This window comes from Flavobacterium sp. SLB02 (genome assembly GCF_009664855.1).
Lineage (GTDB): Bacteria > Bacteroidota > Bacteroidia > Flavobacteriales > Flavobacteriaceae > Flavobacterium.
Genome location: NZ_CP045928.1, coordinates 536,764 through 548,670, shown reverse-complemented (window position 1 = coordinate 548,670; position 11,907 = coordinate 536,764). Strand labels below are relative to the sequence as shown.

At 33.5% G+C, this 11,907-nt stretch carries 15 protein-coding genes; 14 read left to right on the top strand and 1 reads right to left on the bottom strand.

The window, feature by feature from the left end; all coding sequences use genetic code 11:
* Positions 1-103: 103 nt before the first annotated feature.
* Both GIY83_RS02455 and lpdA read left to right on the top strand, forming a co-directional pair.
* The gene (locus GIY83_RS02455; RefSeq protein WP_228520395.1) at positions 104-700 is read left to right on the top strand and encodes an NUMOD4 domain-containing protein; all 597 of its coding nucleotides are present in this window, start codon (positions 104-106) and stop codon (positions 698-700) included.
* A 448-nt stretch (positions 701-1,148) separates the two neighbouring features.
* Positions 1,149-2,537, top strand: coding sequence for a dihydrolipoyl dehydrogenase (gene lpdA, locus GIY83_RS02450; RefSeq protein ID WP_194615842.1), 1,389 nt, complete (start codon positions 1,149-1,151; stop codon positions 2,535-2,537).
* Positions 2,538-2,632: 95 nt separating this feature from the next.
* Here the strand turns inward: lpdA and GIY83_RS02445 are convergent, their stop codons facing one another.
* On the bottom strand, positions 2,633-3,772 hold the full coding sequence (locus GIY83_RS02445) for an MFS transporter (protein WP_194615841.1): 1,140 nt from the start codon (positions 3,770-3,772) through the stop codon (positions 2,633-2,635).
* A 111-nt stretch (positions 3,773-3,883) separates the two neighbouring features.
* Between GIY83_RS02445 and GIY83_RS02440 the strand changes: the two genes are divergently transcribed.
* From GIY83_RS02440 to GIY83_RS02385, 12 genes are all read left to right on the top strand, one after another.
* Positions 3,884-4,240: a helix-turn-helix domain-containing protein gene (locus GIY83_RS02440; protein ID WP_208684509.1), complete on the top strand. Its 357-nt coding sequence runs from the start codon at positions 3,884-3,886 to the stop codon at positions 4,238-4,240.
* A 227-nt stretch (positions 4,241-4,467) separates the two neighbouring features.
* Entirely contained in the window at positions 4,468-4,977 is a 510-nt protein-coding gene (locus GIY83_RS02435; RefSeq protein WP_208684508.1) for a YgcG family protein, read from the top strand.
* Between the two features lie 181 nt (positions 4,978-5,158).
* A complete protein-coding gene (locus GIY83_RS02430) occupies positions 5,159-5,908 on the top strand; it encodes a DUF2314 domain-containing protein (protein ID WP_208684506.1) in 750 nt (249 codons plus the stop codon).
* 91 nt (positions 5,909-5,999) lie between these two features.
* Positions 6,000-6,911, top strand: coding sequence for an arginase family protein (locus tag GIY83_RS02425; protein WP_194615837.1), 912 nt, complete (start codon positions 6,000-6,002; stop codon positions 6,909-6,911).
* 119 nt (positions 6,912-7,030) lie between these two features.
* Positions 7,031-7,675, top strand: coding sequence for a suppressor of fused domain protein (locus GIY83_RS02420; protein WP_208684504.1), 645 nt, complete (start codon positions 7,031-7,033; stop codon positions 7,673-7,675).
* Between the two features lie 159 nt (positions 7,676-7,834).
* Entirely contained in the window at positions 7,835-8,224 is a 390-nt protein-coding gene (locus GIY83_RS02415) for a DUF1801 domain-containing protein (protein WP_208684502.1), read from the top strand.
* 44 nt (positions 8,225-8,268) lie between these two features.
* Positions 8,269-8,823, top strand: coding sequence for a hypothetical protein (locus tag GIY83_RS02410; protein ID WP_208684500.1), 555 nt, complete (start codon positions 8,269-8,271; stop codon positions 8,821-8,823).
* 39 nt (positions 8,824-8,862) lie between these two features.
* Entirely contained in the window at positions 8,863-9,519 is a 657-nt protein-coding gene (locus GIY83_RS02405; protein WP_208684498.1) for a DUF2306 domain-containing protein, read from the top strand.
* Between the two features lie 22 nt (positions 9,520-9,541).
* The gene (locus GIY83_RS02400; protein WP_229029190.1) at positions 9,542-10,444 is read left to right on the top strand and encodes a PhzF family isomerase; all 903 of its coding nucleotides are present in this window, start codon (positions 9,542-9,544) and stop codon (positions 10,442-10,444) included.
* A gap of 33 nt (positions 10,445-10,477) precedes the next feature.
* Complete coding sequence (locus tag GIY83_RS02395) at positions 10,478-10,909, top strand: GNAT family N-acetyltransferase (RefSeq protein WP_194615832.1); 432 nt, start codon at positions 10,478-10,480, stop codon at positions 10,907-10,909.
* Between the two features lie 54 nt (positions 10,910-10,963).
* Entirely contained in the window at positions 10,964-11,467 is a 504-nt protein-coding gene (locus GIY83_RS02390) for a hypothetical protein (protein WP_194615831.1), read from the top strand.
* A 6-nt stretch (positions 11,468-11,473) separates the two neighbouring features.
* Positions 11,474-11,884, top strand: coding sequence for a hypothetical protein (locus GIY83_RS02385; RefSeq protein WP_208684496.1), 411 nt, complete (start codon positions 11,474-11,476; stop codon positions 11,882-11,884).
* Positions 11,885-11,907: the final 23 nt, after the last annotated feature.

Here is an 11,907-nt window from a genome sequence, read left to right as displayed (position 1 = left end):
AAAGTTAAATTAGCGTTATAGGAATCATAAAACTGATGCTTCACAGTCAAAGGGATAGCATTCCTTTTTTTTGAATTATTTATCTTTGAGAGACAAAATTCAAATGAAAACGAAAATGCCACAAAACAGATTTTATCCAAACGAACAGTTCAAAGAAATAGAAATAAACGCCTCATTACAACTTAGATATGCCATTTCAAATAAAGGCCGCTTAATAAGCTTTTCTGACGAAATACAAAACGGACGTCTTTTAAAAGGCGGTTTAAGTGATGGTTACCCAACTTTTAGATTTAAGGTTAAAAAAGACGACAAAATCGTTAATAAATACCTTTTTTTATACAAATTAGTTGCCCAGTATTTTATCCCAAAAACATCAGAAGAACAGACTTATGTATTGCATCTGGATTATAACAGAAGTAACGATGATGTAAACAATTTACGTTGGGCTACAAAAGCCGAAATGATGGCACACAGCCGCAAAAGTCCCCGTGTAATTCAGGCCAAAAAGAATCTGATTGAACACAACCTAAAAGCCGACGGAAGAAAATTAACAACTACCAAAGTAATGTTAATCAAAAAAATCCTGGCGCGCCCTGAACAAAAAACCCGTCTAAAAATGATCGCCAAACAATTTGGCGTAAGCGAAATGCAAATACGACGTATTGCCAGCGGTGAAAACTGGGGACACGTAAAAGTTTAAATTTTAGATTTTAGATTGCAGCCTTTAGATTTAAGCTGAGATGAATAAACAATAAATTTATTTAGCCACAGATTACCCAGATTAACACTGATTTTTTTAATCATTTTAATCCTTGTAATCTGTGGCTATTATTTTTATCAAGCTTATCGTTTGCGAAATCGAAGAGCTTATTGATACAAAGGGCTTCAACTTCGTTTACTCTGACAAACAATTTAATTTGAGATTTCGTTTCTAAATCTGATTTTTCAATTCATAATTCACAATTTACAATTAACAATTACTTAAGTTTCTGTGAAAAGATCAAAATCAGTACGGGTAAAAATAAAATTTCAGGTGTTTTTTAAAATAAATCCTTAAATTCGCAATCACAAATAACAAAAGAATAAATCGAAAAATGAGTTTCGGAATTAAACTTCATTTTCGATAATAAATACTAAAAACCAAAAAGATGAAATACGACGTTATTGTTTTAGGAAGTGGTCCTGGTGGATATGTAACAGCTATTAGAGCTTCGCAATTAGGCTTTAAAGTAGCTGTAGTTGAAAAAGAAAACCTTGGTGGTGTATGTTTGAACTGGGGATGTATCCCAACAAAAGCATTACTAAAATCAGCTCAGGTTTTTGACTACTTAAAACACGCTTCTGACTACGGATTAAAAGTTTCTGAATTCGATAAAGATTTTCCTGCAGTAGTACAACGTAGCCGTAGCGTTGCTGACGGAATGAGCAAAGGCGTTCAGTTCCTGATGAAAAAAAACAAAATTGACGTTATTGAAGGTTTTGGAAAACTAAAACCAGGTAAAAAACTTGACGTTACTGATAAAGACAATAAAGTTACTGAATATAGCGCTGATCACATTATCATCGCAACCGGAGCTCGCTCTCGTGAGTTACCAAACTTACCACAAGATGGTGTAAAAGTAATTGGTTACAGACAAGCAATGACATTACCAACACAACCAAAATCTATGATCATTGTAGGTTCTGGAGCTATTGGAGTTGAGTTTGCTCATTTCTACAACTCAATGGGAACGGAAGTTACTATTGTAGAATTTATGCCAAATATCGTTCCTGTTGAAGACGAGGATATCTCTAAGCAAATGGAGCGTTCTATGAAAAAAGCAGGAGTAAAAATTATGACCAACTCTTCTGTTGAGAAAATTGACACTAGCGGAACTGGTGTAAAAGCAACTGTAAAAACAGCAAAAGGAGAAGAAATTCTTGAAGCTGACATCGTACTTTCTGCAGTTGGAATTAAAACAAACATCGAAAACATAGGTTTAGAAGAAGTTGGAATCGCTGTTGACAGAGATAAAATCTTAGTAAACGCTTACAACGCAACTAATATTCCTGGTTACTACGCAATTGGAGATGTTACTCCAGGACAAGCTTTGGCTCACGTAGCATCTGCTGAAGGAATTAACTGTGTGGAGAAAATTGCAGGTTTACACGTAGACCCAATCGATTACGGAAACGTTCCTGGTTGTACTTACGCAACTCCAGAAATTGCTTCTGTAGGTTTAACGGAGAAACAAGCTAAAGAAAAAGGATACGAATTAAAAATTGGTAAATTCCCATTCTCAGCTTCAGGAAAAGCAAAAGCTGCCGGTGCCGCTGACGGATTTGTAAAAGTAATCTTTGATGCTAAATACGGAGAATGGTTAGGATGCCACATGATTGGTGCTGGTGTTACAGATATGATTGCTGAGGCAGTTGTTGCCCGTAAACTAGAAACTACAGGTCATGAAATCCTTAAGTCTATTCACCCTCACCCAACAATGAGCGAGGCTGTTATGGAAGCTGTAGCTGATGCTTACGGCGAAGTAATTCACTTGTAGAAAATATTGTGTTGATGCCGATGCATTGATGCGAGTTACATATTATTTTCAATTTAAAAAATCCGATTTGCGAAAGCAAGTCGGATTTTTTTTATCTATTCAAAATTGCCAAACCTTTTCATAATCCACACCAGTAATGCTAATACAAGTAAGCTAACACTAGACCAAATGACATTTTGAACAGAAAAACAAGAGATAAAATATCCGCCCAGTATTGTTCCGCAACTTACTGCTGCATTACCACAAGTCGTAAAAATACTGTTTACAAATTCGGGAGATTCTGAAGCTGATGAAGTAAGATTAATATTTCCGATTAAGAAACCTGCCGTATGTACAAAGCCCCAAATTGATATTAATACTAACATAGGTATATAATACAGACCATAGAAATACAAAAGCAAATGAATAACTGCTAAAGCAATAATAAAAACAAAAGCAGTATTTAAAATACTTTTACTTAACATAAAACCTGCGAGCCAATTACCTGCAACCCCAGTTAAACCAAAGATTAAAAGCATCCAACTGATTTGTACTCCATTCATTTTAGTAACCTTATTAAAAAAAACCGCCATAAAACTATAAGTAGAAAACATGGCCGCAATTATCAAAAATGACAAAATAAAACTTATCCATAGAGCAGGCTTTTTCAAAATTTTGGTTTGCGATGATATAGTTTGCTTTTCCGGAGTTTTTATTGAAGGCAAAAAGAACAATATGCCCAGAAAAGATATTATATTAATAATGGCACACAACACAAAAGATGATTGCCAATTAAACAATGAAGCCATTAAAGTTGCTAATGGAATGCCGATGACACTAGACACCGTAAATCCGCCAAAAACAATAGCGACTCCTTTTGAAGATTGTTCGCTGGGCAAATTATTCGCGGCAGTCGAAAGCGCTATAGACCAAAAAACAGGATGTAAAAAAGCCGGTAATAATCTGGCAGTCAAAAGCATATTAAAACTAGTAGCAAACACAGCAATAATATTTGAAAGACCAAAAATGGCCAATACAAATAGCATTAATATTTTTTTATTCAATGACGATATCAAAAGCATTATAAAAGGACCGGATATAGCCACTATTAAGGCAAATAAGCTTAAAAGCTGTCCTGCTTTTTCGATCGTGATAGCAAAAGCAGAAGCTATTTGAGGCAAAATTCCAATTACTCCAAATTCCGTTGTTCCAATTCCAAATGTTCCCAAAGCCAGTAGATAATGTATACGTTTCATAAGTTTATTTTTTGCAAATTTGCATCAGTAATAATCAACTTATCCATTACTTACAATTATGTAATACACTTACCTTTTTGAAAGTTAATTGATTTTTAACCATTTATAAAAATGCCTGATTTTTTTCACGACAGAAAACTTTATTATACTCCAATAGAATTTGCACTGGCACATATTGGAGGCACATGGAAAATGCCCATATTGTGGAGACTACAAAACAGTGTTTTACGATTTAGCGAACTAAAAAAAGATATTCCTCATATTACAGACAAAATGCTAACCAGCCAATTAAAGGAACTGGAGAACAAAGGTTTAATTACCAGAACTGCTTATCCTACAGTACCGCCAAAGGTCGAATACAATATTACCGTAAAGGGAAAAAAAGCGATTCCGGTAATTGAAGTGATAATGAAATATGGATACGAACTTATCAAAGAAGAAGGAATAGAATATCCGCCAATACTTTAAAGACACACCGCTGCACATCTACGGCTACATATAATTTTCAATTTAAAAAATCCGATTTAAGAAAGTAAGTTGTTTTTTTTCATGCCTTAATTGTCACGTTTTTGACTCATAATTATCACTTTATATTATCTTAAAAAAACAAGTAAAATAGTAACCTTTCGATATAAAACAAAAGCGGATTTATGATAATAAAGTGATATTTTTGCACCACCCAAATTTATCTTCAGATGAAAAAAATATTACTTTTAGTGTCAATTTTTATTCTTTTGCCCAGCACCTTTTTTGGCCAATCGGGAAAAGGAATTCCTCAAAACTTAACAACCGAAAATACTTTTTCAAAATCATATAGTCACCTAAACGATTTCGAAAAAATATTAACTTCAAATCAAATCACGACTTTAAACACAACTTTAAAATCATCTGAAAAAAAATCAGGTCATAAAATTATTGTTGTCACCATTTCTTCTGTAAAACCGTATGCGAGTGTTCCGGAATATGCATATCATTTACAAAAATATTTATCAGATAATTTGAAATTAAATCCCGCAATATTAATTGTATTGAGCAAAGAACTGCGACAAATTCAGATTCAAAGTAGCAATAAGGGACTTAATAAACTAACTGAAGAAGAAACTAAAAATATCATAAACAATTTTGCAATACCCGAATTTAAAAAAGGAGATTTTTATAAAGGTTTAGAAAATGCTGTTACACAAATAGTAAAAAAACTGGAATAGAATTAAATATAAGTTTTTGTAAAATCCGATTTGTTGTTACAAGTCGGATTTTTTTGTTTTTACCCTAATAAAAAAACCTGAACTCCATAAAACATTCATAAAATCAACCAGTACCTTTTTTCCTTTCTCACAAAAAAATTATATTTACCTAATAAGAAATAATTATTCTAAAATAGCAGTAATGGAAAATACACCAATATTTTTTGCAGACGGAGAAAGTCCAAAAATGATTGACGCATTCAAAAAAGCTCAGGAAACTTTTAAGTATTTCTGGAGAGAATTATCATGGGAATATCGCCGAATCGTTCCGGCACTTGATGTTGCTTGTGTAAAACTAGCTTTTACCCAGGAAATAAATAATGATACTGTTGTAGAACATATGTGGATCAATGAGATTAATTTTGATGGCGAAAAAATAAAAGGCATCTTAGTCAACGATCCTAATGAGTTAACAAATGTTAGCAATGGCGAATATGTAGAGATTCCGGCCAATCAAATAAGCGACTGGTTATTTGTCACTCAGGAAAAAACGTACGGAGGTTTTACGATACAAGCCATGCGATCAGAAATGAACGAAACCGAAAGAGAAGAACACGATGCGGCCTGGGGATTAAATTTTGGGGATTACAATGATATTCTGATTGCTTACGAACAAAAAGAAAAACCAGAAAACCTGACAGAACATCCCATGAGTCAAAACATGCAGGAAAGTCTTCTTGAATTTATAAAAACAAACCCAAACGAACTTACCGCTCAGGACGAACTAGGATATACTTTTTTACACCGCGAAGCAATTGCAGGAAACAGTACAACGGTAAAAGTACTAATAGATTCCGGAGCAGATCTAAATGCCAAAACGCATAACAATAAAACTGCTCTAGATTTTGCAGAACAACTCAAATGGGAACATATAATCCCAATTTTGAAATAACATTATTAAATCCGATTTGTAAAAACAGATCGGATTTTTTATTTCAAATCCAGAGCATATTTTAATAACTTTATCCCTAAATAATAAAGCCATGAAAGAAGTATGCATTGTTGAATTTCCATCAAATTTAGGTTTAAAAGAACCTCAACCCGGAAAAGAACCAGGCGTGAAAAATCTGCCTAACTGGTTCTGGAAATACAATTTGCATAAAGCCATTACTCACAGAGATATTCTAAGGCTCGATCCGCCACCATATACAAACGTTAGAGAAATCGAAACTAATATTCTTAATGCAAACGCATTGGTCGATTATGCGCGCGAACAAGCTTATTTAATCAATAATTTACTTTCGCAAAATAAATTTCCCTTCATCCTGGGCGGCGATTGCAGTATATTAGTAGGATCAGCAATTGCATTAAAACAAAAAGGCAATTACGGCTTATTTTATCTCGATGGTCATACTGATTTTATGGATACTTCCTTGTCTGAAACCGGCGGAGTCGGCGGCATGGCGGCCTCAATAGTAACCGGAAACGGACATAAAAAACTCACCGATATTCTTAACTTATCGCCTTATATAAAACAAGAAAATCTTTGGTGCGTAGGCAATCGCGAATACGATGACGAGTACGAAAATGAAATCAGGAATTCTTCTGCAACTTACCTGAGTCTTCAGGAATTGCGTAAAGAAGGCATCTCAAATTCCATTCAAACCTTTCTAAAAGAAGTCAAAGACAAAAATCTCGATGGTTTCTGGCTGCATATCGATGTCGATGTTTTAAACGATACTATAATGCCCTGCGTAGACAGCAGAACTCCGGATGGCCTTACTTATGAAGACTTTAATGAGCTTACCTCCTATTTGTTTCAAAACGAAAAATTAAGCGGACTCGAAATCACCATTCTCGATCCTGACTTAGATCCAACAGGAGAATATACCAGAGATTTTGTGCATCATATTACTACCACTTTTAATACGCATTTCGGGCAATTAGCCTTATAAAAAACAAAAAAAATCTGCATTACGAAATATAAAATCCTAAATTTTCTTTTTAAATTAGACCAGCCAATATTTCTTTCTACAAAAGATATCGATAGAGTCTCATATTTAAACCAGAAAACATGACATTAGACGAATACAAAAAACAATTTTCAGAAGACGATGCTGTTGGCTGGCTATCTATAGATCAGGAGTTTGATCGTCTTTACCCCAATCAGGAACCCAAACATTATGTCCCGCCAATACCTTATATACTGGGCGGCGAAGATCCGCTTGACGGAATAAGCGTTTACGAAAGCAAAAAGCAAACAGATCACCTCCATTTTGTAACCTACGGATTCTCAGAATTATATTATAACGAAGAAAAACTCGAGGATGAATTTAGCAAATGGGGATTCGAACTTACCTTTCGACTAAAACCTTTTGAACCAGACAACGGAAACCCAAGCTGGGCCATCGTGATGCTTCAAAACATTGCCAGATATGTGTTCGACAGCGGCAACTGGTTCGAAGAATTTCATTATATGCCGGCAAACGGACCAATTCGACTGGACACCCATACCAATATCACTGCTTTATTGATTGTAGCCGATCCCGAAATTGAAAAAAAACAAACCCCTCATGGCGAACTTTCGTTCCTACAAATCGTAGGAATCACCTCTGCCGAATACGAGCATTTAAAAGACAATCCCGAAACTGCCGAGCAACTGGTCAACAAACTCAAAGAAAACAATCCTTTGCTGATTACAGATCTCACCAGAAAATAATTCCAAAATCGGATTTATAAAAGTAAGTCGGATTTTTATTTGGGCGTTTCCGCCGCGGCGGATCAATTATTGCCATAAAAAGATTATTTTAGCTTAGTTTAAAATTAAACATCAAAACAAATACAATCAACTAGTTACCAACCCAAGAAGTGAATTATTATGAATGCAGATATACAAGAATATAATAATTCACAAACTCCAACAGATAAGGAAATCTGTGATCAGTTAGCCACAATAATCACTCAAAACCTGCCCAATGCCGAAAATAAAATCTGGCATGCTCATCCCGTTTGGTTTCTTGACGGAAACCCAATTGCAGGTTACAGCAAACTAAAAAATTCCGTACGTTTACTTTTCTGGAGTGGTCAATCCTTTGATGAAGAAAAACTAGTCAACGAAGGTTCTTTTAAAGCCGCAGAATCGCGTTATACTGCCGCTGACCAAATCAACAAAGACGATCTCGAACGCTGGCTCAAAAAAGCAGAGAAAATACAATGGGATTATAAAAATTTAATCAAGAGAAAAGGAATTTTAATACGATTAAAATAATAAATTTATACCTCATCATAAAGTCAAAAAGCATTCTATTATTTATGAGCCGAAGAAATAAAAAAAGCATCCCCGAAAAAAACTCAAAAAAAGACACCGTTGCATTTATTGTAAAAGTAATTTCAATTATACTGTGTCTCGCCAGTTTTATATATGTCATCAGGCATTATCATAACTTTGTAATTGTAAAATTTGAGTTTTTACTTTATATCTACTTAATTGCCGGTGTTTTATTTGGACTTTTGTTTTATAAATATCAGAAAAACTACGAAGGGAAAAATTTTAAATCAGGAAATTATTTTGCTTTAATTCTTCTCGTTTATGGTACAATTTCATGCGCTACTTTTTTTCTTGCCAACGAATATCTGTCAACTAACACAGAATATGTTGTCGTTTCTCCTATTCTCGAAAAACATGAAAGTCATAAAAGATCGCCTAACAGTATTTTAGTTCAGATTGAAGGCACAAAAAAGGAAATCAACATACACAACTACGACTTTAAAGAAATCAGTATGTACAACTTTGCCGAAATTAAAATAAAAAGAGGATACTGGAATTTTCCTATCATACTCGAAACAAAACTACTGGTAAGCAAATAAACAGTACTTACATGCCATTTTTAGGCATAAAATTTATAAATGAATAAAGAACAAATAATCCAAATCTTGATTTATTCTCACGCCTTATTTGGCGGTGTTGCGTTACTTTCGGGTTTTATTTCATTGATCGTTAAAAAGGGAAAAAAGACACATAAAAAATCAGGAAAGCTTTTTTACTATTGCATGCTTTTATCAGCTTTGACCGCTTTAATTATAGCTTCAGTGCCCCAACACGAAAGTCCGTTTTTATTCGCTATCGGGATTTTCAGTTCCTATTTTATCGTAACAGGCTATAGAGCTTTACGATTCAAAAATAAAAACATCAGTCTTAAAACAGACAAAATAATTTCGTTAGTTATGATATTTACCGCGATTTTAATGATTTTGTATAATCCCATTGTTCATCAAAAACTAAACATTGTTTTAACTGTTTTGGGAATCGTGGGATTAATTTTCTCTACCAGAGATTTAATACTTTATAAAAATACTGATCAACTAAATAAGGTCTGGCTAAAATTACATCTCGGAAAAATGATTGGCGGCTATATTTCGGCAACAACAGCTTTTGTTGTGGTAAACAATTTTTTTTCTAGTTTTTATGGTTGGTTTGTTCCCGGAACAATAGGCGGATTTTATATTATTTACTGGATAAAAAAGCTAAACAAACAACAGCAAGCACAGATTAAACTAGAATAAAAAAACATTGCAAAAAACAATAATGAAAAAACTATTAACATATCAAATTGATTCTTTCACAAAAGAAAAATTCAAAGGAAACCCCGCTGGAGTTGTTGTAAACGCCGACGGACTAAATGATTACGAAATGCAACAGATTGCAAGAGAATTAAACAACTCAGAAACTGCATTTCTATTCGAAGCAGACAGCGACGATTGCGATGGCGTAATTCGTTATTTTACCCCAAATACCGAGGTGCCTATTTGCGGACACGCTACAATTGCGGCAATGTATGCAAAAGCAATCGAAGAAAAACTGGATTCCTGCATTTTAAGGTTTAAAACAAAAATTGGTATTCTTCCGTTTGAGGTTATCAAAGAAAATGGAGATTACCAAATTTTAATGACTCAGGGAAATTTTGAACTCGGCGATATTTTTGATGCAGCTATAACCCAAAAAATGATAACGGCATTAGGATTACAAAAATCAGATCTTGATGAAAGATGCCCCATTCAAATTGCCTCTACAGGACATTCTAAAGTAATGGTGGGTATAAAAAGTCGCGAGAAACTCAACACTTTATCTCCCAGTTATAATGATTTAGCCCAACTAAGCAAAGAAATAAATTGCAATGGGTATTTTGTTTTTACTTTAGATTCAAATGATCCTAATATTTTGACTTATGGCAGAATGTTTGCGCCCGCAATTGGCATAAATGAAGATCCTGTAACCGGAAATGCAAACGGACCACTTGGAGGTTATTTGGTACAAAACAATATTATTGATTTTAAAAATAATGTATTTGAATTTAACGGAAAGCAGGGTGAAAAAATAGATCGACTTGGTGTAATAAAAGTTAAAGTCGTAATCGAAGAAAACAAACCAAAATTGATTCAGATAAAAGGCGACGCTGTAGTTGTCTTTAGAGCCGAAATAGAAATCTAGTAGAACAATAGTTAAGTGAGATAAAAAACTATTATGATAATACGAGAAATTAAAAATACCGATTTTAGTGTTTTAAGAAAACTGTTTTTAAAAGAAAGACAGCATACTTTTTCTTGGCTTGATCCTTCAGAATTTAAATTAGATGATTTTGAAAAGCATATAAAAGGAGAATTGGTTTTGGTTGCTATTCACGAGGAAATTCCTGTTGGGTTTATTTCAATCTGGATGCCTAATAAATTTATTCATCACTTTTACGTCGATCAAAATTATCAGGGTAAAGGAGTTGGAACCTTATTATTAAATGCTGCAATTCAGGAAACACTTTTGCCAATTACCTTAAAATGTTTAGAGCAAAATACAAAAGCCGTTGCATTTTATAGACAAAAAGGCTTTGTCGAAAAAGAAAGAGGACCATCAGAACATGGGGGTTATATTTTATTCGAGTTGTTGGAAAGTAGTAATTAAAATAGCTAATTTTCAAAAACATATGAATCGACTTATTAATTAACCAACCAAAAAATGAAAATAAATACCATAATTCTTCTTGCGGGTTTACTGCTTATATTAGTTTCTATTTTTCTTTCTTATAAAAAAGCTCAAAAAAACCAACAATTTCAAACATTAGATCCTAACAAAATAATTCCGGGACCAATCGTCCATGATGACTTAAGTGAGGAACAAATCAAAAGAATAACAAAAATACAAGCTGCTTTTTCAGACATTTATCCAATATCATTAGAAGATACAATTACCAATTTTAAAAGAGATCAAAATCCCGATAGCGAAATTAGAGTTTGGGAAAATATGATGCATGCTTATGAAACATTCATTTCTAAAAACCCGGAAATTAATGTAGAAAAGAAATCAGAAGTTTTCAAATTGATTTTGACACGTTCTATGATGGATGAGAACAAAGTACGAGCTCAAAGAGAATTTAATCTATTGAACGAAAATGAAGTTAACGAGATATTTTCTTATTACACAAAAGAATCCAAACCTTTAATAATCGAAAAAAATCTTTAAAAAATAATGGCTAATACTTTCTACTCTTATTTAGCATTTATCGCACCAACTTCAGATGCCAGTTTGACTGTTTTAAAAAACAATCTGAAAACTTTTTACGACAGACCAATAATAACAAACAAACCGGAAATTGTATTAGAAGACAACCAAATCAATATTCTATTTGATGATCAATATCAATTGTACATTGCATTTTCTGAAGAAGAATATGTAAATGAAGAAGCTCTCGAGATTGCAGAAGAACAGCAACTGGATTGGAATGAAAATACTTTTGATAAAGCAACATTAGAAACTTGCCGTAAAAGATTTGAGATTTGGGGCGATGACGATTTTGATATGGATTATTTTAATGACAGCTTGTTTGTCATCGAAGAAATAGAAAAATTTAGCGATGTAATTATTTTTGCAATGCAATAATTAGTCTGGATTTACACACTTTA

Excerpts from the sequence above, each read along its gene's own strand:
- GIY83_RS02455 (WP_228520395.1), top strand. The coding sequence starts at position 104 with ATGAAAACGAAAATGCCACAAAACAGATTTTATCCAAACGAACAGTTC.
- lpdA (WP_194615842.1), top strand. The coding sequence starts at position 1,149 with ATGAAATACGACGTTATTGTTTTAGGAAGTGGTCCTGGTGGATATGTA.
- GIY83_RS02445 (WP_194615841.1), bottom strand. The coding sequence starts at position 3,772 with ATGAAACGTATACATTATCTACTGGCTTTGGGAACATTTGGAATTGGA.
- GIY83_RS02440 (WP_208684509.1), top strand. The coding sequence starts at position 3,884 with ATGCCTGATTTTTTTCACGACAGAAAACTTTATTATACTCCAATAGAA.
- GIY83_RS02435 (WP_208684508.1), top strand. The coding sequence starts at position 4,468 with ATGAAAAAAATATTACTTTTAGTGTCAATTTTTATTCTTTTGCCCAGC.
- GIY83_RS02430 (WP_208684506.1), top strand. The coding sequence starts at position 5,159 with ATGGAAAATACACCAATATTTTTTGCAGACGGAGAAAGTCCAAAAATG.
- GIY83_RS02425 (WP_194615837.1), top strand. The coding sequence starts at position 6,000 with ATGAAAGAAGTATGCATTGTTGAATTTCCATCAAATTTAGGTTTAAAA.
- GIY83_RS02420 (WP_208684504.1), top strand. The coding sequence starts at position 7,031 with ATGACATTAGACGAATACAAAAAACAATTTTCAGAAGACGATGCTGTT.
- GIY83_RS02415 (WP_208684502.1), top strand. The coding sequence starts at position 7,835 with ATGAATGCAGATATACAAGAATATAATAATTCACAAACTCCAACAGAT.
- GIY83_RS02410 (WP_208684500.1), top strand. The coding sequence starts at position 8,269 with ATGAGCCGAAGAAATAAAAAAAGCATCCCCGAAAAAAACTCAAAAAAA.
- GIY83_RS02405 (WP_208684498.1), top strand. The coding sequence starts at position 8,863 with ATGAATAAAGAACAAATAATCCAAATCTTGATTTATTCTCACGCCTTA.
- GIY83_RS02400 (WP_229029190.1), top strand. The coding sequence starts at position 9,542 with ATGAAAAAACTATTAACATATCAAATTGATTCTTTCACAAAAGAAAAA.
- GIY83_RS02395 (WP_194615832.1), top strand. The coding sequence starts at position 10,478 with ATGATAATACGAGAAATTAAAAATACCGATTTTAGTGTTTTAAGAAAA.
- GIY83_RS02390 (WP_194615831.1), top strand. The coding sequence starts at position 10,964 with ATGAAAATAAATACCATAATTCTTCTTGCGGGTTTACTGCTTATATTA.
- GIY83_RS02385 (WP_208684496.1), top strand. The coding sequence starts at position 11,474 with ATGGCTAATACTTTCTACTCTTATTTAGCATTTATCGCACCAACTTCA.